Consider the following 15,406-nt stretch of genomic DNA (forward strand, 5'->3'; position numbering starts at 1 on the left):
GCGCGAGTGCCGCCAAGCTTGGGCGGACATGCTTAGATGCGGATTCTTACCGCGGTCCGCGACAAAGAAAAACACGGCTATGACGAGGAAATCCGCTATGACACGAGCGCTCGCGGACGTGGACGCAAACCCATCATCGATGCCGTATGGGATCTCTGGATCTCCGGTGAGGTCGTGGAGGACATGATCGTTGCGACGCAAAAGACCAAAAGTTGGTGGACTCAGAGAAGAATGAAAGCACGTGAGGGCATAGGGGATCTGTTCCGCTTTTCGCTGCAAAAACAGGGGGCTGTTCCGTTATTAGGGGAAGTGTTCCGTTTTTTACATATTGTCTTCTGCGAAATAGGGAAGTGTTCCCGTTATTGGAGCAGGGCAGGGGAGCTGTTCCGTTTTCAGAGCAGGGCAGGGAGCTGTTCCCGTTTTCGGGGAAGTATTCCGTTTTGAGCGGCATGGGGAACTGTTCCCGCTATTCGTTGGCATGGGGAACTGTTCCCGCTATTACATGGAAAATGCTCAGTAAGTAGTTTATTATCATTTCCTAATAAAATGCCGATGGCCTCTTATCCCTCTTATCCCAAGAAAATAATAAAAGACAGAGGGAAGGGTAGGGAGTTGGTCCCGTTTTTCGACCGTGTTTGGTTCTCCCAGACCCTCTCCCCGTCGGCGGCTACGCTTCGCTCCGCCCCCGCGGCCCCCAAAGTGCAACGGCTTCGCCGACTTACAAGGGAAACCAACGCTCCGCGATGGTTTCCCTCTCGCTTCGCTCGATTCCCCTTCCTTTGGAAAATAATAGCAGCGGCTCCGCCGCCACCAAAACAGAGGCCTCATTGCCGGCCTCTTTTTCGGGGCCTTTGGCGATCAGCCATAACCGCTTCCCACCCAAACACCGCCAAAGGCCCCGAAAAATTCACCGCTAGGATTTATACCGCTCAACGAGGAGGCCATCACCACCAGACCCGCGCTTCCGCGCCGCTACATGCACGCCAACGGGCCTCCACCCCAAAGGGCAGGGGAGGACACCCCTGCTTGACAAAGGCGGCTGTAATTCGCAGATTTCAAATGCATCCCAGGACGGGCAACGCTGGGAAGCGACCCGCACGCGTGGACGCCGAGGGGCCTACGGTCCCACCGAAAACCGCCTACCTCACCGTGGGCGGTTTTTGATTCACCGCAGGCGACTTTTGGCCTCCTCGTTGAGCGGTATAAATCCTAGCGGGTTTCAGGGCCGGCAATGAGGCCTGGTTTCAAAGGGCAAGCCCTTTGGTCATGCGGAGCATGATTCAGATTGTTGCGTAAAGCGCGTCGGTATTTTGAACTTGTGATGATTCGGCCAACGCCACATTGTCAGGATGCGTGCTAAAATTGGGCTCTGCTGGGAAGCAACCCATAAGCTGCACGCCGACAAAGGCAGAAATGCCGGTGGCGCGCCGAAAGGCGCGCCTCTTTTTGAAGGTCGGCGCTGGTTCATAAATTATGAATCTATGAATTCATGAAAGGCCTCAAGGCTTGCCTGAAAGGGAAGCCTTGTTAGATTGTGCACCATGTCCACTATGACCGAAATCGAAGCCGCCATCGAGAGGTTGCCTGCCGACGCGCAGCACCAGCTCGCCGCGTGGCTCGAATTGAAGCTCTGGCCGGAGACCCCGGCAATGCTCGCGGCCATTGATGAGGCCGAGCGTTCGCTCGCCGACGAGGGCGGTGTGCCGGCCGAGGACGTGCGCAAAATCTCCGCCAGTGGATTACCGCGTAATCCTCTCTCGCCCGCATTGCGCGACCTTGGCGAGATTGCCCGGCATATCGCCCAGATAACACGGACGCCGCCTTGCGCATTGGCGGCGAATTGGTCGCACTAGCCGAATCGCTTGCCACGCTGCCACGTCGCGGCAGCCGGCTTCACGCGCGCCCATCCACCGCGCCGGGCGAACAGCCTAGCGGCGACACTGGTGCGGCCGCCGATCTTTCGGCGATTTCCGCAAGCAATTGTACAGCGCGAATGCGACCACCGGGCGGCTGGCCTCGCTGACCACCGACGCCGGCGTGCACACCGTGGCCTATCTCGGTGTCAGCAGGCAGTTAAAATTGACCCAGTAACAGGCACTGAGATTTGGCCCACTTTCAATTAGACATAACGGACATTGTGCGCGTAAATCGTTCTATGACAATGTCTTATTATTGACTGGTAAGACGAGCTATCAAGCCAGCGCGAAGCTTATCACGCTTGCCAATGTTAAGCTTGTCGAGGCTGTAACCCACCTCGATTTTCTTGATCCCGAGCTTCCGCACGATAATTCCGGCAAGGTGAAGGGCCTCCGACATGTCGGGCACGTGCATCGCGTGGTCCCGCGAATGCCTGTAATCCTTTCCAACATGGTAGCCGCCGGAGCAGAGAAAAGTGACGCTCGTCGCCCATTCCGTATTGAGCAAGACCTCCAAATGGAGCATTTCCATCGCCGGACGCCGGTGGGCCTCAATACCACCCGAAGGGGTGATAGTTTCGCGTCAGGCCGATACACAGCGAGGTATTCCTCTGCCTTTACGAGCGCCTTCTTTGTTTCTGCCACGGTCCAGTCACACCAATCGATAGCGGCTTGCGCCGTATGCAGGCACCTGCCGGGGAAGCCGCGACATAAACGCGGCCCTTTGCTCTTTTTGCTCTTCTGTCAATCGCATTGTCGATGTGGAGAATCAGCTAACTTTATGCGAAGACGCGGGTATGATTGCAACCCCGGCTTTTAACGCCGCATGCCTTAGCGCGGTGTCCATCGTCGCCAGCCGGCTTTTTGACGCATCGCCAGCTCCAGATAGGCGGCATCGTAAGCGGTCAACGAATGCAGTCTGGCCAGTGCCAGCGCATCACGTGTTATCCGCGCGCCGCTTTCCTGTCCGTCGCCGGCTCCAGCTCATGCGCATCTTCCAATGCCGTGGCACTCTCCGCCTGGGTCAGGCGCGAGCGCCTTTCGGCCATGAGCACCCCGTTTGCAACCTCAACCCACCAATGCGCGGGGACGTGTATTTCCTCCGCCTCGTTGAGGGCGTTCAAGATTGAGGGCGCAGCCTTGCCGCCACGCTCGTCCGGCAACAAAATCGTCAGCGCCGCACTTCCGTCCAAGACAACGTTCATTTGCGGCCCGCCTCGATGAGTTGCTTGGTGGTCCAGTTGTCCGCCTTACGGCGCACGGAGCCGGTTGCGAGGCGGCGGAGCGCCGCCGCCCGCGTTCCTCTGCCTGTCCGCACAGGCACGAGCAGCGCAACAGGCCTCTCGTGCCGCGTGATCAGATATTCCATCGCGTCGCTTTCCACCCCGGCCAGATACCGGCCGAGGCGGGTTTTCATTTCCAATGCAGTGACGGTTTTAGTCATAATAGCTATTATGGACCCTTGTTGAGCACGTGCAAGCCAAATTGGCAACGGATGGATATACCCTTGCTCTTGAGAATAAGTATCAGGATTCCATGCCTTTGGCGTCGGCCCTGAAAATCCTAGCGGTGAATTTCGCGCCGCCGAAGGAGGCGCGAAAGAGGCCGGCAATGAGGCCTCTGTTCTTTGGCGACGAGCGTAAGCGAGAGCTGCTGACTTTCCAAAGGAAAGTGAATTGCGCCTTTGGCGCGAGAGGAAACCATCGCGGAGCGTTGGTTTCCTGTTCGTGTTTTTCAGCCCTCGCTTCCATCGTCGAAATCGTCGGCATCAGGGGCGGCCTCCTCAGTGGAGGCTTTTTCCGGCGTTTTGGTCCTGCTTCGTTTCCTCAATTTGTATCCGTGAAATGAATACATCATTTCCCGTGTAAAGACTCTGAAAGTGTTCCTCCACTTCGATTACAGTCACATTATGCGCGCATCGAATCGCATTTTGACCGTCGCCGGTTGCGGCCGGTAATGGTCACCAGATGCGACCAGAACTTTATCTTGAGCGTTTGCCCGTCGGCCGAGCCAAAGGCGAAGCTGAAATGGTGATACGGCAGGGAAATGGTTTCGCCGGAGGCGAGTTGAAACTCGGCGCTATACCGGTTGTCAGTGTCGATCCGGAAGCAGAGTTCCTTGGGTGACTCATTCGCAGAGGCGGGCGCCGGCGTGGCAGCGGAGTGCTCGGTTTTAATGAGAATTTCGCGCTCAGCCGGGACGACGCCGGCGCGGCGGGTGGCGGGTTTGGGTTCATAGATTTTGCGTGACTTTTTGGCTATGGTTTTGCGGCGAGAGTGGAGAGTGAAGGTGCTGCACAAGCGCCGCGCCTTCGCGCGCGGCGGCGGCAGTTTCGGGAGCATTTCAACGGCAAGTTTGTCTTCACCGGGGTTGTGGATGCGCTTGAGCAGATCCTTTGCGGACGGAGTGAAAATTTTGATTTTCGGCGTCCGCGAGAAATCGAAACATACCACCCTTTTTATGCGTCGCCAGCTCGCTGCCGGCGTCAGAGAGAACCACGGATTCAACGCTTTTGCCTTGCGAGCTGTAGGAGGTGACGCAATAGCCGGGGAGCAACACCATCTGGTGCGGCGCGAGCTTTTTGAATTTGCCATCGCCATCGCGGATGGCGACGCCGCCGTTGCGAAAAAGCCGTGTGACGGTGCATATTTCGCCGTTGACCGGATTCTCCACCAACGGCCTTGCCGTTGAGTTTGAGCTGCACTTGCGAGCCAACGCCGAGCAACGTTTTCGCCGGTTTACGATGTTCCACTTCTCGGCATATTTGAGGCTGAGCCGCGCAGCCTTGCCTCGCCGGCGCGGCTCCAAGAGCAGGGCGCCCTCGGTAATGTGCACGATTTTGCGCAGGTCCCCGGCGCGGTTGGCGCCGTATTTCGAGATGAACTGGATCTCGTCGCCAACACGGTAGGAGCGAGCGAGGCGCTTCTCGGCCGCAAGCATGTCTTTCGGAACGAGCGTATCCATCAGGCGCGCTTTTTTATGAGGCCATTTTCAAGGCAGGCCGCTGAAATGGCCTCATTGACCGCAGCGGCATCAGCGCGTGTTTGCGACACAGCGAGGACGCTATTTTTTCTTTCAGATCGGCGACGACCGCAGCTGCAACCGCGGCAACGCGTTTGTGTTCGTGGACCACCTCGACGGCTCCGATCTGACGCAGACGCTTGAGCGATTTCGCCAGTCGCCTTCGCTTGCCGCAGAAACAGCATCCCGGTAGGAGGCAATGCGAGCCGCTTCTTTTCGCTCGCCGCGCGCCGGGTCCTGGCGGCGGATGGTGCGGATTTCCGCCGCTTTGAGGCCGGCATATCGTTCGATGGTGACAAGTGCGTCGGACGCCTCGACCGCGCCATGTTGGCGGGTGTCTCCCGACAATATCAGTCGGCCGGCCGCAGCCTGGACTTTCTGCACGAGGTCATGCATCTGCCGCGCTCCGACCTGTCCGGCTTCATCGAGGATGACGACGGCGCCGTCCGGAATGCTTTGCACGCTCGCAAGCGTGTGCGCGTCAAGTCCGTCCTTGCATAAGTCCCGGACTTGCGAGGTCTGTGGCGCTAGGACGACCAGCGGTGCGGCCGTTTCCCGCACGGCCTTGGCGACGAAATTCAGCGTGTAGCTTTTCCCGGTTCCGGCGCCGCGAAACAGCGTGATGAAATCCCGGCTGTTCGCGATCAGGCGCACCGCTTCGCATTGCTCGGCATCGAGCGACGTCTTGGCGACGTCGAATTTTTCATTCAGCGGCGGCAGTCGGTTGCGCCCCAATTTTGCCGCGGTCAAAACCGACAGCTCATGCCGCAGTCCTTCACGCGAGGCGAGTTCGCCACCATCGGCACTTTCGGCGAAATTTTCGCGCGCCAGCGCGCTGCGGACCGATTCGATCTTGATGCCGGAACCGAATGTTTCGCGAAGTATCGCGGCCTCAAGTTCACTGCGTTTAACCACGCTTTTGCGCTCAAAGGTGAGATCATGGGCGACCTTCACGGCGCGCTCTAGCGCCGCGTTTTGGTCGAGCAACGGAGGTTGCGGCAGCGCCGACGGACGTAGCGAGGCGCGCTCCGCGGCGTTCATTTCCCGCAGCCAGTCCGCCCGCAACGTGTCGGCGTTCGCATCGCTGATTTTTCGCGCACGATGATCGTGCGCGATGCGATCGCGCAACGTGTAGAGGTTAACGCCGGCATCCGGCGCGACATCTGTTCGTCAGCCATCGCCTCAATCTGAGCGCGGCGTTTGGAGAATTTTTCGATGAGTTCGCGCTGCACGGTTTCCAGCTCGTAGTGCTCGCCGTCATACCGCAGCCGGTAGCCAAGGCGGTTAAGCCCGGCGGTCATTTTGCATCGTAAACCGCGCTCACGAGTTTTTGCGCACGATACATGTCGTGATTTTCGAGGGCCTTCCAGCGATCTTCGACGCCGTCAAAGGTCGCGTTAAAAATCACGGCATGGGTATGCAGGAGCGGATCGAGCGCACGACTGGTATCGTGGCAGAAAAGCGCGGCAACAAAGTTGCCGGTCGTGCGATGGCCCTGTTCGCCCTTCTTGCGCACTCGCGCCGCCGCGTATTTTTCCAACTCGGCCAGCGCGTCCCGCACCGCCTCCTTATGCAACGCGACAAGCCGCTCGTCAAAACAGAGCGCCGCGAGGGAAATGCTCTTTGGCGGACGGAAGACGAAATCGAAAAAGACGCGCCGGTTTGATTGCTCCACGCCGTTGACGACGCGCGTGGTGTTTTGCGAGCGGTCAGGCGCTCGCCCGTTTCGGATGCAGGCCTTCGCAGAGGCGTAGAAACTCCGCTTCGCTCACGGCACCGCTCAGTCAAGCCGCTCCGCACCGTCTCCTATCCACTCGCCGGCGATAGTCTCTTTTTCGGTGTAATAGTCCCCATGCGCGAGGTGCTTTTGAAATATTCCTTCGCGTTGGTAAGATTCAGTTGGGTTTTGGCGTGACCATGAGCGGCAATGAGCGCTTTAATGAAAATGGCAGTTCGCCATTTTGCAATACTGGACAGTTTACTCCTTATGCTGGCGCATAAGTAACGTGCTGCGCACGTCACAGAGGCCTAAACGGCGCTCAGACGCGCAAGACTCAGCTTGCGCGCCGGCTACAAAGCCGCGCGGCATAGGGGAAATTAGGTTGTCTTTTGGGCTATTAGCCCAATGTCTGATTTTCATCCCGATGAATCCAAACACCAAAGGCACAATCCCAAACCTCAGTTCCACAGGCGCCATCCAAGATGCCGCCCGTGTCAAAACGCAAAAGCTCAACTCGCAAACGTTCTCAGCGAGTTGCAGAAAAACAGGAGAATCCGTTCATCGGCACCATTCTTGCCGAACTCACCGACCAGATACGCCAGATGCGCGAAACCTACGGGCTCGGCTATCTGAAAATCGCCGAGCAATTAAACAGCCTCAAAATTGAACCGAAGATCGTGACCTCAGAGCAGGAGATTCGGAAGTTTTGCAAAATTGCCTTTGAGAAACCAAGGAAGCCGCGCAGGGCAAAGCAGCGGACAGCGCGGCATGAATACCGACCGCGCCCAATATCTTTGCGTTTGCGCGCTCGCATTCGGCGGCAGCGTGACAGCGTTGGTTTTCGGCATGCCTTGGGTTGCCGGCATCGCCGCCGTTGTCGGCTTCCTGCAACTGTGCAATGTCATCGGCCCGCAAGTCGATATGCCGGACGAAGGCGGGCGGCATGTCCTGAAAATGCTCGGCATGACGTGGACGCTCGATGAGTTCCTGACGCACTGGTGCATTGTCCAACGCTCCGGCCACGGCAAGACCGCCGGCGTCATCCGCACGATGTTCAGCCAGCTCATGGTCACGATTCCGAACTTCGGCTGCATTGCGATAGACGAAAAGGCGAATTTTCACCGGTGCTGGGAAAGATTTGCAAGGCATTCAAGCGCCCTGAAAAACTTATCGTTTTGCGACCACGCAGGCGGTCGAGACTTGGACATACCGATCACCCATATGATGAATTTCATCGGTGACCGGACTATTCCTTGGGACACTTACGCGCAGCTTGTCATCGACACCGCAGTTGCATGCGGGCAGAAAACCAATAACGCATTTTTAAGAATCAGGGTCGAAAACCATCTCGAACCTTTTCAAACGCTCGACGCCATTGGCATCACCCCACTCTCGCCGATGCATATGACTTCATCGCGGATGATCGGACCTATAACGAGGCACTTGAGAGGTTGCAGCTCAAGGCGTCCGAGTCGGAACGATGCGCGGAGCTTTTGAGTTTTGGGCATCCTTCGACAAAAAGCACCGGAAGAAAAATCAGGCATCAAATCGACTACCGAGCTTTATCTTGCCCTTACGCAACCGATGAGTTGCGCGATGTTTTTCGTCCGATACGCCGAACGTCACCTTGGATTGCGTCGATAAAGGCTTTATCCTTTGCCCCTCAATTCCGCAGGCCTACCTTTCGCAGCGCCGCTACATCACCGCGTGGTTCAAACTCGCAGGCTACTACCATTTGCTACGGCGTTTTGACGATTACAGCGAAGAGGAACACGCCAAACTGACACCGGTTATCCTGCTTGCCGACGAAGGCCAGAACAGCCTGCTATGCTCCGAGGAAGGGCTCGCAGATCATAACACGCTGGATAAAATCCGTGAAGCCAGGGGCACCTTGATTCTGGCGATGCAAAGCTATTCGTCCGCGCTGCCGCCGCTGGACGGGAAAAAGGAAATCGCCGAGGTTGTCTTTACCAACCTCAACAATCACGTCATCGGCGCGATTCGCGATGAGACCGGCCGTGAAATGGCGGCAAATGTTTTGGCAAGGAATGGCAGCGCGACAAGAGCTGGAGCTTCGGCGCCATGAATAACACGACCAGCGTCCGTCAAGAACTGCGTCATATTTTCCATACGGGCATTTTCACCAGACTGCCAAAGTTCAGAGCGATCATCTTTCACGTCGAGGGCCGCTGGACGCAGGGCTACTTGTATCCGAGAACCGACGACGGACGGAAGATTTCGCCGCGTTTCCGCTACATGTTTTGGAAACGGATTTTTGGAGTTTAACGCCATGCCACGCACGTTCAGGTTCTCGACGCCGATGACCGCGTGGTTCGCCGTCATCGGCACGAGTTGGGCTTGTGCAAAAGTCGTTGCTGACATTGGTCGCGCGCGCGATCTTTGCCGCATGGTGAATTTGTCTTTAAGAAGATGGGGTGAACGGTGCCGCCAAAAGCGACTTCTCGCGGAGTTGGTTGAACAGTTCAAAACCCCATCGGATTATTGCCACTGGGCGATCAGGATTTTACCAGCGATCCCGTCTGGCAGATGGCCAATTATACGGCGGTTGATTACTTCCCGATGCGCACCGAACTCATGCAGGTCATGGAATCCTTGATTCACATTACCGTGGAGCTTCCGATATTCGCATTCCGGTGGGGCAGTTTTACGGCTCATGCGGCGGAAAGTCAGGTCCTCGCCGTTCCCTGCACGATTTCGCCTATCATGTTTTGCGAGAGGACGGTGCTATCGGATTTCAAACGGAGGCGCATTGGCAGGAAAACATCAGGTCGTTTGAGACCCGCTTCAATAGCCATGCGCCGATTGCCGGACTGTTCAACTGGTCCCGGCGTCTCTATCTCTGGAACGCAGATCAGTCGCATCACTTTGCAGCCCTTTACCGACAATCACGGGATCAGCATCGGAAATGGCAGGCCCCTGTAATCTAAAAGTCTATGACTGGAATCAGTCGATTGAAGAGATCCCGGATGATACGGTTCATTGCCCGAAACCGGATGGATTCGGTCTGGCACCATGTAAATCAATGTTCGGCCAAGGTTGAGCATGTCCAGATTGGCAGATCCGAACTGGGTCTCCACGCAATCCAATTGAGCAATCTTGATTCAGAAGTCATGGATATGGCGCTGAACGCCATTCTGCAACTGGAAGGACGCGGGTTGATAATCAGATTATCACAGATGCGAAATCGCCTCAGATTTTCTGAGATTCATTCCATGTCCTCCACGTCGCGAGCTGCGTCCGTCATGATTCATAATTTATGAATCTATGAATTTAGGATTAAGCGCAGCCGCGCTTCCTCCGCCAGGCATCCCCTGCCTTTGGCGCAAAGCCTGAAAATCCCCGACCGGGCCCGCACGGGCCGGTCGGAACGGCGCCGGCGTCATCCACGCCTTCCTTGAACCGGCAGCGCCGGCACATCTTCCCAGCTCCCAATCCATCCCCACGCCCCTTCCCCTCTCCCGGGAGAGGGAACCCTCCGCTGTGCGTGCCGCGGCCTACGGGCCGCCCTTCGGCGCGCAGCGCCGTCATGCTCGCTCCGCCATGCTTTCAACACAAATTCCCTCTCAACTATTGCGTTCTGCTTAGGTTTTCCTACTTTCAAATCCATGACAAGGCTCCTGCGAAAACTAATGCAAAGCGCGAATGATTCCGCGCCGAGAGCATTCCGTTGAGCGCGAGCAACAGCCAGAATCCCGAAAGCCTTACCATGAACACAGTCCAAGCCAGACCGACTCGGGATATTGAGTATTTCAAGACGCTGCTCCGGCGCAACCCCGAGCTGCCGCGCCGCGTGCGCTTGAGGGGCTGTCTTTCGCCGATCAAGTGTGGGAACGCAAAAGCGCCAATCGTTGCTATGATGCCGCGCGCATTGAGCTTGGCCTCAAAACACCGGCTCAAATTCAGGAGGAATGCTCGGCTTTCCGCTTCCCAAAAACTTTCGCCCGCGTGTCGTGAGTTATCACTTGTAATGCCCGATTTTGAACCAAAGGCCTTCGCCGATCTTTTCGGTGACCAGTCAAAACCTCTCATTGTAGGCGGCCAGGCGGTCAACTTATGGGCCGAGGTGATGCGCGACCAGAGCCCGGAATTACTGCGATTGGCGCCGTTCACCAGCACCGACGCGGACATTGTTGGAGACGTCGCCCTCGCCCAAAAACTGGCGGAGCGGCGCGGCTGGCAAATCCGTGTCAATCCCGACGCCAGAAATCCCATTGCCGCCGTGCTCTCCAAGGAGTCCCCGGCGGATTGCTCGAGGTGGATGTGTTGCGCAGCGTCCTGGGCGTGAACCACGCCGACTTGTCCGGCGGCGTCACCATCGAAATGCTCCCGGGCGTGAACGCCCGCGTTCCAAGCCCGCTGACCTTGCTGAAAGCCAAGATCGGCAATCTTTGCGCGCTTGATAACAAAAGGTTCGATGGCACCACGCGAAACGATCTCCGGCACGCATCCATGCTCGTCACCATATGCAGGCTTTACCTGCATGGCATGGCGCGAAGTGCGCGCCGGCGTCTGTCCCGAACGTGCGCTGGTGAACGAACTGCATACGCTCAACGACATCATCACATCCCGAAACGCATTGCAGGCCGGCAAACGTTTCCAACTCGACTTATCCCCGCCCTGCCCCTCGACCTTGATTGCGCGCAGCTTCCCAAGGTCCAAAATTCTACGAATTTCACAAGCAGGGACCGAGACAAAACCCGGCATCAAAATTTAGGCCACCGGACGATGGTCAGACCATTGCTATCCGGGTTCTCGATCAGCCGTCCGCTGACTTGCTGCCGCACCCGTGCCGCTGTGCTCACCGCCTCTTGAATCGCCTTCATGATGACACCTTCCATGTTGCGCGCCCCATACTCGGCCGAGTAGCCGTTGCGCACGATGTATTCAAAGGCGGACTCTGACAGTTCGAGGTGGCATCCATGGCGGGCCATGCGTTCGAGCACGCGCTTGATGTGAAATCCCGCCAGAGCGCGTTGCTCCGGCTCGCCCAAGCGACGGAAAACATGAATGCCGCCAAGTTTGCTCAGCCGTCCGATGATTTCCGGGCGCATAGCCAGCGTGACATACTGCAAGACCGTGTTCTTGAACGAGGTGTAGTTATTCGTTCTTGAACGCATTGCTTCTTTCGCGCCCAAGTTCGAGGTCATGACGAAATAGGAATCGGTAAAGTTGATGAGCCTGCCATCGGCGGCGGTCAGCTCGGCTCCTTTGTCCGGATGCCCAGCAGCAAATCCATAGCCTCCCAATGGGCTTTCTCGATTTCATCCAGCAGGAACACTCGGCATTGCCCCATATGGGCTTTGGTGAGGCGCGCGCGAAGTTCCATGATGCTTTCAGTCGTTTTGAACTCCGACATGTTCATCTTGCAGAGATTCCCGTCGGCGAAGTAATCGGTCAGGCATAGCGTGACCTCGGTTTTCCCACGCCGGTCGGGCCAACGAACATGAAACCACCCTTGACGTAAAGCGGGTCGGTCAAACCGAGTTCGCTACAAGCCAGATGCTCATTGAGCGCGGCGAGCACTTCCGGTTGTCCCTTGATGCGTTCCGAAATCCACGGCATGAAGCCGTTCACGAGGTCAATCTTGTCCAGATTCATTTCTTTTACGGTATTGCCGCCGTTTCTCGCGCCAGGAGTTTCTTTCCTGCATCGCCTGCTGGCGGACACTGATGATGAAGTCAGGGGTGGCGGACGCACTCGCAATGAGCGCGCGCACGATGCAGCCGCAACTGATGCGGCCGGCCGTGCTGATGTCGCTGATGTTGATAGCCGAGCTGCTTGCCAGCTCGTTGAGCTTGAGCTTCATCTCCTCCGGCATTTCCACGGGGTAGGCGCGACTGCGCTTTCCCGATTGTTGAGACGAGGTCTTTTTGAGCGGCGGCTTTCCAGCCATGCGATCTTTTCCTTTTCCGCCTGCATCCGAACGATGCCGACAAACTCCACACCCGTTTGGGCATTGGCAATCAACGAACGCACGACAGAGGCGCTTGTGACGTTGAGGACGGCATCGAGCAGGCCAGCGCCAACTCTTCCAGTTTGGCGCTCAAGGCCGGGTGAGATCGAAGACAAAGGGAGATATACGGACAGTTCTAGGCATGTGATTTTGAGGGCAAGTTTAGGCTTGTCAGTTTGGGCTATTAGGCCAATGTGCGAATTGCAATCATGAACTCAATACTATATTTCATCACCAAAACTTATCACGCAGCGCTCGACTTGTCCATCCTCGCGCAGACCCAATGGAAATCGACTGAAGACTTGAAGGAGGGCATTGGGAAGATCGCCGGAATCATTATTGCGATTAGCTTCTTGGTCGCCCTGATCGCGTATTTTGTCGGGGCCGGAACTAAAACTCGAATCCGGCAGCCAGCAAGGCCGCCTTTACATCGTATGGACATTCGCCATCGGCGGCCCTTTTGTCTCCTTGATCTTTTACATCTTTGCCGGTGCTGATGCGGTGTCGCAACCCTCCTTCAAGTAATGCCCACCTACCGGCCAACTAACGCAGGGCATCAAACCAAGGGCACCCTATGGGGTGGATTTTCGCCGGCGCAGCTCGCCGCGCTCACCGGCGTCTTCATGGGAGCTGTCATGTTAACTTTCGTCTCTATTATAGTGATGAAAATTAACATTTGGCTGGCGGTTATCTTCATATTCCTGCTGCCAAACACGCTGCTGCTGCTTGTCATTTTACCCTCATCATGGGAAAACCGAAGCGCTATTTGCGGGACTGGCTGGAAAGCCGGATTGTCGGACGCACCACGGTCCAACTCGGCAAAATCTCCGAGCCATCCCCATTGATTTAGAATGAATCGCCACCCGCCCAACGGTTACTTCATCAATGATTTCATTGTGGGGCGCATTCAAAAAATGCGACCATCACGAGAGGTTTTGTGATAACCCGCCCGATCTGCGCGGCGCCGGCGACGCCGCGGCGGCGAAATGCCATGAAGACATCGTAAAATACCTCCAGAGCATAGCGCTCAATATTCGCGTTCAGTTCCAATGGTGCTGCAATGCGGACTACAGCAAGGCCCTCGATGCTTATGAGGCGGCCACCGCGAAGGCAAAAATCCCGCTGAAAAAAAGTCAGGAGTCAACCGCCCGTTATTTCCGGAGAATGCTCAGGAGAAGCAGCTTCGCCGGGAGCATCTGGTTTTGTTCGTCTCGCAACAGATTGAGTCCGCGCCGCCGACGCTGGCCGGCAAGGAAGGCTTGAAAAGCTACTACCGCGCGATTCTGAAACAATTCGAGAATCAATACGACCAGCACTACAACGAAATCAAACTGGCCTTTGGCGACGGCGTGAACGTGGAGCCGATGAACAAGCGCGCTCACCAGCTCCACACCTATCTCTTTTCAATCCCAATTCAAACGAATGGCTCGCCGATGCCAACGTGCAGTTCAACGACAGGATTTCCATCGCCCGCAACTGCATGACATCGGACATAAATACCGACCATATTGGAAGAATGTATATGGACGGCCATTACCACGGCTGCTTATACTGCAAAATATCGGCTCTCAGACCTATGAGGGCATGATTAACAACCTTACCAAAACCTCGCTCCTGAATTACCAGATCACGGTCAACTTGCAGCCGCTGGACACGTATCAAATCATGATGCGCGAGGAAACCGAGGCCCAGGAGTTGGAGTCGCAGGGGCGGACGGCAACGACGACTTCCCAAATCCGCGAGGACACCATCAAGCGCAAAAGGCACGCCGTGTCCCAACTCGGCGAGGGCCACACGCGCCTGTTCAGCACGCTTTTCGTGGTCCGCGTCTGGAATACCGACGAGTCCAAGCTGGCGGCGGACATGAGCGCGTTGAAGCAGGCCATCACCTCGATCAAGAGCGCGCGCGCCTACGACACGCACCTCGAGGTTACCACGCTCGAAACTTTTTGCGACATTCCCGGGCAACTGTTTTCATCCCTATGACGCCCGCGACAAGGAGCTTGCCGACGAGCATGTCGCCAATCTGATTCCCTTCTCCGCGAGCTTTACCGGCGATCTCGCCAATGCCCAGGCTCTCTGGCTGTCCTCCGACCGCGCGCTTTGCGGAGTGCGCTTTATCGTCAACGGCCGGTGCAGAGCACCGGCGTCGCTGGCGGCAGCCGTTCGGGCAAAAGCGTCAAATACAATAATCTTCTTTATCAGACCGGCCCTTACGACTACGACGTCATGGTCGAGGAGGGCGCGTCACACACCAACTACACGACGGACCACGGCGAAAAGCCCATCGTCATCCAGAAGAGCGGGAATATAAGTATTAATTATCTGGATACGATGGGTGCACCGCTCGATCCCGAGCATCTGGCCTACGCGATCAGCTTGGCGACCCATTTTGCTGGCGACTCCGGCGATGCCCGGCTCAACACGCGGCGGCGCGCCTACCTCGCCTACTACATCAACATCTGTTACCGCGAGGCACAGGAGGAATGGGCGAGGAAGAATCCGAGGCCAACCGGGCCTCGCAGCGCGAGGCGACAGCCATTCATTTGTGGCACAGGCAGCGCATGACCCCGGACGATACGCTTTTTGACGCCTACGTCCATCTGCGCGACCGCATCGCCGCGAACGATGGCGAAGTGCTGGAGTTCATGTCGAAGATCAGCGAAGCGGAAATCACCCATTTCATCAAAGATCCGCAGACCGCGCACGGCGGAGCGCCATGCCTTTTCCAAGTTCACGACCGAGCAATACCCGCTTCACTCCGAACTCACTGAA

25 protein-coding genes and 1 pseudogene are annotated in these 15,406 nt (G+C 56.8%); 14 read left to right on the plus strand and 12 right to left on the minus strand.

Annotated features, from left to right (window positions below):
* Positions 1-36 precede the first annotated feature (36 nt).
* Both OH491_RS27460 and OH491_RS27465 read left to right on the plus strand, forming a co-directional pair.
* Positions 37-444 (plus strand): hypothetical protein, encoded by a 408-nt coding sequence (locus OH491_RS27460; protein ID WP_342751184.1) that lies wholly within the window; start codon positions 37-39, stop codon positions 442-444.
* Positions 445-1,541: 1,097 nt separating this feature from the next.
* Complete coding sequence (locus tag OH491_RS27465) at positions 1,542-1,853, plus strand: hypothetical protein (protein ID WP_342751137.1); 312 nt, start codon at positions 1,542-1,544, stop codon at positions 1,851-1,853.
* 316 nt (positions 1,854-2,169) lie between these two features.
* On the opposite strand, the gene OH491_RS27470 is transcribed toward OH491_RS27465, so the two are convergent.
* From OH491_RS27470 to OH491_RS27480, 3 genes are all read right to left on the minus strand, one after another.
* The gene (locus tag OH491_RS27470) at positions 2,170-2,424 is read right to left on the minus strand and encodes a hypothetical protein (protein WP_342751138.1); all 255 of its coding nucleotides are present in this window, start codon (positions 2,422-2,424) and stop codon (positions 2,170-2,172) included.
* 436 nt (positions 2,425-2,860) lie between these two features.
* Positions 2,861-3,121: a type II toxin-antitoxin system VapC family toxin gene (locus tag OH491_RS27475; RefSeq protein WP_342751139.1), complete on the minus strand. Its 261-nt coding sequence runs from the start codon at positions 3,119-3,121 to the stop codon at positions 2,861-2,863.
* Positions 3,118-3,360 carry a type II toxin-antitoxin system Phd/YefM family antitoxin gene (locus OH491_RS27480; RefSeq protein ID WP_084442761.1) on the minus strand — a complete coding sequence of 81 codons (243 nt, stop codon included), beginning with the start codon at positions 3,358-3,360 and terminating at the stop codon, positions 3,118-3,120. The genes OH491_RS27475 and OH491_RS27480 overlap by 4 nt, the downstream gene beginning before the upstream one ends.
* Before the next feature lie 29 nt (positions 3,361-3,389).
* Here OH491_RS27480 and OH491_RS27485 point away from each other — a divergent pair, with 29 nt between their 5' ends.
* Complete coding sequence (locus OH491_RS27485; protein ID WP_342751185.1) at positions 3,390-3,764, plus strand: hypothetical protein; 375 nt, start codon at positions 3,390-3,392, stop codon at positions 3,762-3,764.
* Between the two features lie 59 nt (positions 3,765-3,823).
* Here the strand turns inward: OH491_RS27485 and OH491_RS27490 are convergent, their stop codons facing one another.
* The 3 genes and pseudogenes from OH491_RS27490 to mobF form a co-directional block, all read right to left on the minus strand.
* Complete coding sequence (locus tag OH491_RS27490) at positions 3,824-4,510, minus strand: hypothetical protein (RefSeq protein WP_342751186.1); 687 nt, start codon at positions 4,508-4,510, stop codon at positions 3,824-3,826.
* 481 nt (positions 4,511-4,991) lie between these two features.
* Positions 4,992-6,065, minus strand: coding sequence for an AAA family ATPase (locus OH491_RS27495; protein WP_342751187.1), 1,074 nt, complete (start codon positions 6,063-6,065; stop codon positions 4,992-4,994).
* Positions 5,975-6,669: pseudogene (gene mobF / locus OH491_RS28390) on the minus strand (MobF family relaxase). The gene OH491_RS27495 and the pseudogene mobF overlap by 91 nt, the downstream one beginning before the upstream one ends.
* A gap of 756 nt (positions 6,670-7,425) precedes the next feature.
* Between mobF and OH491_RS27510 the strand changes: the two are divergent.
* The 4 genes from OH491_RS27510 to OH491_RS27525 all read left to right on the plus strand — a co-directional run bounded on the left by OH491_RS27510 (position 7,426) and on the right by OH491_RS27525 (position 9,600).
* Positions 7,426-8,154 carry a hypothetical protein gene (locus OH491_RS27510; RefSeq protein ID WP_342751189.1) on the plus strand — a complete coding sequence of 243 codons (729 nt, stop codon included), beginning with the start codon at positions 7,426-7,428 and terminating at the stop codon, positions 8,152-8,154.
* A 130-nt stretch (positions 8,155-8,284) separates the two neighbouring features.
* Positions 8,285-8,743, plus strand: coding sequence for a hypothetical protein (locus tag OH491_RS27515; RefSeq protein WP_342751190.1), 459 nt, complete (start codon positions 8,285-8,287; stop codon positions 8,741-8,743).
* On the plus strand, positions 8,740-8,943 hold the full coding sequence (locus OH491_RS27520) for a hypothetical protein (protein WP_342751191.1): 204 nt from the start codon (positions 8,740-8,742) through the stop codon (positions 8,941-8,943). The genes OH491_RS27515 and OH491_RS27520 overlap by 4 nt, the downstream gene beginning before the upstream one ends.
* Positions 8,944-9,159: 216 nt before the next feature.
* A complete protein-coding gene (locus OH491_RS27525) occupies positions 9,160-9,600 on the plus strand; it encodes a hypothetical protein (protein ID WP_342751192.1) in 441 nt (146 codons plus the stop codon).
* Positions 9,601-10,275: 675 nt separating this feature from the next.
* Here the strand turns inward: OH491_RS27525 and OH491_RS27530 are convergent.
* From OH491_RS27530 to OH491_RS27555, 6 genes are read right to left on the minus strand one after another with little or no spacing between them, the layout of a single operon-like run.
* The gene (locus tag OH491_RS27530; protein ID WP_342751193.1) at positions 10,276-11,382 is read right to left on the minus strand and encodes a hypothetical protein; all 1,107 of its coding nucleotides are present in this window, start codon (positions 11,380-11,382) and stop codon (positions 10,276-10,278) included.
* Entirely contained in the window at positions 11,382-11,825 is a 444-nt protein-coding gene (locus tag OH491_RS27535) for a hypothetical protein (protein WP_342751194.1), read from the minus strand. The genes OH491_RS27530 and OH491_RS27535 overlap by 1 nt, the downstream gene beginning before the upstream one ends.
* Positions 11,826-11,872: 47 nt before the next feature.
* On the minus strand, positions 11,873-12,040 hold the full coding sequence (locus tag OH491_RS27540) for a hypothetical protein (RefSeq protein ID WP_342751195.1): 168 nt from the start codon (positions 12,038-12,040) through the stop codon (positions 11,873-11,875).
* Positions 12,041-12,072: 32 nt separating this feature from the next.
* Positions 12,073-12,276, minus strand: coding sequence for a hypothetical protein (locus tag OH491_RS27545; RefSeq protein WP_342751196.1), 204 nt, complete (start codon positions 12,274-12,276; stop codon positions 12,073-12,075).
* Positions 12,257-12,484, minus strand: coding sequence for a hypothetical protein (locus tag OH491_RS27550; RefSeq protein WP_342751197.1), 228 nt, complete (start codon positions 12,482-12,484; stop codon positions 12,257-12,259). Before OH491_RS27550 ends, OH491_RS27545 begins: the two co-directional genes overlap by 20 nt.
* Complete coding sequence (locus tag OH491_RS27555; protein ID WP_342751198.1) at positions 12,481-12,747, minus strand: hypothetical protein; 267 nt, start codon at positions 12,745-12,747, stop codon at positions 12,481-12,483. Before OH491_RS27555 ends, OH491_RS27550 begins: the two co-directional genes overlap by 4 nt.
* Positions 12,748-12,840: 93 nt before the next feature.
* Here OH491_RS27555 and OH491_RS27560 point away from each other — a divergent pair, with 93 nt between their 5' ends.
* The 7 genes from OH491_RS27560 (at position 12,841) to OH491_RS27590 (ending at position 15,405) form a co-directional block, all read left to right on the plus strand.
* Positions 12,841-13,128, plus strand: a complete 288-nt coding sequence (locus OH491_RS27560) for a hypothetical protein (protein WP_342751153.1) — start codon at positions 12,841-12,843, stop codon at positions 13,126-13,128.
* 27 nt (positions 13,129-13,155) lie between these two features.
* A complete protein-coding gene (locus OH491_RS27565; RefSeq protein WP_342751199.1) occupies positions 13,156-13,476 on the plus strand; it encodes a hypothetical protein in 321 nt (106 codons plus the stop codon).
* 40 nt (positions 13,477-13,516) lie between these two features.
* Complete coding sequence (locus OH491_RS27570; RefSeq protein ID WP_342751200.1) at positions 13,517-13,894, plus strand: hypothetical protein; 378 nt, start codon at positions 13,517-13,519, stop codon at positions 13,892-13,894.
* Entirely contained in the window at positions 13,891-14,115 is a 225-nt protein-coding gene (locus tag OH491_RS27575) for a hypothetical protein (protein WP_342751201.1), read from the plus strand. Before OH491_RS27570 ends, OH491_RS27575 begins: the two co-directional genes overlap by 4 nt.
* A gap of 100 nt (positions 14,116-14,215) precedes the next feature.
* Positions 14,216-14,617, plus strand: a complete 402-nt coding sequence (locus OH491_RS27580) for a hypothetical protein (protein ID WP_342751202.1) — start codon at positions 14,216-14,218, stop codon at positions 14,615-14,617.
* Between the two features lie 147 nt (positions 14,618-14,764).
* A complete protein-coding gene (locus tag OH491_RS27585) occupies positions 14,765-15,199 on the plus strand; it encodes a hypothetical protein (RefSeq protein ID WP_342751203.1) in 435 nt (144 codons plus the stop codon).
* Positions 15,196-15,405, plus strand: coding sequence for a hypothetical protein (locus tag OH491_RS27590; RefSeq protein WP_342751204.1), 210 nt, complete (start codon positions 15,196-15,198; stop codon positions 15,403-15,405). The genes OH491_RS27585 and OH491_RS27590 overlap by 4 nt, the downstream gene beginning before the upstream one ends.
* Position 15,406 lies beyond the last annotated feature (1 nt).

It is taken from the genome of Termitidicoccus mucosus (assembly GCF_038725785.1).
GTDB classification, from domain to species: domain Bacteria; phylum Verrucomicrobiota; class Verrucomicrobiia; order Opitutales; family Opitutaceae; genus Termitidicoccus; species Termitidicoccus mucosus.

What these genes read in the sequence shown, in the direction of transcription:
- OH491_RS27460 (WP_342751184.1), top strand. Translation starts at nt 37, where the DNA reads ATGCGGATTCTTACCGCGGTCCGCGACAAAGAAAAACACGGCTATGAC.
- OH491_RS27465 (WP_342751137.1), top strand. Translation starts at nt 1,542, where the DNA reads ATGTCCACTATGACCGAAATCGAAGCCGCCATCGAGAGGTTGCCTGCC.
- OH491_RS27475 (WP_342751139.1), bottom strand. Translation starts at nt 3,121, where the DNA reads ATGAACGTTGTCTTGGACGGAAGTGCGGCGCTGACGATTTTGTTGCCG.
- OH491_RS27480 (WP_084442761.1), bottom strand. Translation starts at nt 3,360, where the DNA reads ATGACTAAAACCGTCACTGCATTGGAAATGAAAACCCGCCTCGGCCGG.
- OH491_RS27490 (WP_342751186.1), bottom strand. Translation starts at nt 4,510, where the DNA reads ATGGCAAATTCAAAAAGCTCGCGCCGCACCAGATGGTGTTGCTCCCCG.
- OH491_RS27510 (WP_342751189.1), top strand. Translation starts at nt 7,426, where the DNA reads ATGAATACCGACCGCGCCCAATATCTTTGCGTTTGCGCGCTCGCATTC.
- OH491_RS27520 (WP_342751191.1), top strand. Translation starts at nt 8,740, where the DNA reads ATGAATAACACGACCAGCGTCCGTCAAGAACTGCGTCATATTTTCCAT.
- OH491_RS27530 (WP_342751193.1), bottom strand. Translation starts at nt 11,382, where the DNA reads ATGCCGGGTTTTGTCTCGGTCCCTGCTTGTGAAATTCGTAGAATTTTG.
- OH491_RS27535 (WP_342751194.1), bottom strand. Translation starts at nt 11,825, where the DNA reads ATGACCTCGAACTTGGGCGCGAAAGAAGCAATGCGTTCAAGAACGAAT.
- OH491_RS27540 (WP_342751195.1), bottom strand. Translation starts at nt 12,040, where the DNA reads ATGAACATGTCGGAGTTCAAAACGACTGAAAGCATCATGGAACTTCGC.
- OH491_RS27545 (WP_342751196.1), bottom strand. Translation starts at nt 12,276, where the DNA reads ATGAATCTGGACAAGATTGACCTCGTGAACGGCTTCATGCCGTGGATT.
- OH491_RS27550 (WP_342751197.1), bottom strand. Translation starts at nt 12,484, where the DNA reads ATGAAGCTCAAGCTCAACGAGCTGGCAAGCAGCTCGGCTATCAACATC.
- OH491_RS27560 (WP_342751153.1), top strand. Translation starts at nt 12,841, where the DNA reads ATGAACTCAATACTATATTTCATCACCAAAACTTATCACGCAGCGCTC.
- OH491_RS27565 (WP_342751199.1), top strand. Translation starts at nt 13,156, where the DNA reads ATGCCCACCTACCGGCCAACTAACGCAGGGCATCAAACCAAGGGCACC.
- OH491_RS27570 (WP_342751200.1), top strand. Translation starts at nt 13,517, where the DNA reads ATGATTTCATTGTGGGGCGCATTCAAAAAATGCGACCATCACGAGAGG.
- OH491_RS27580 (WP_342751202.1), top strand. Translation starts at nt 14,216, where the DNA reads ATGATTAACAACCTTACCAAAACCTCGCTCCTGAATTACCAGATCACG.
- OH491_RS27590 (WP_342751204.1), top strand. Translation starts at nt 15,196, where the DNA reads ATGACCCCGGACGATACGCTTTTTGACGCCTACGTCCATCTGCGCGAC.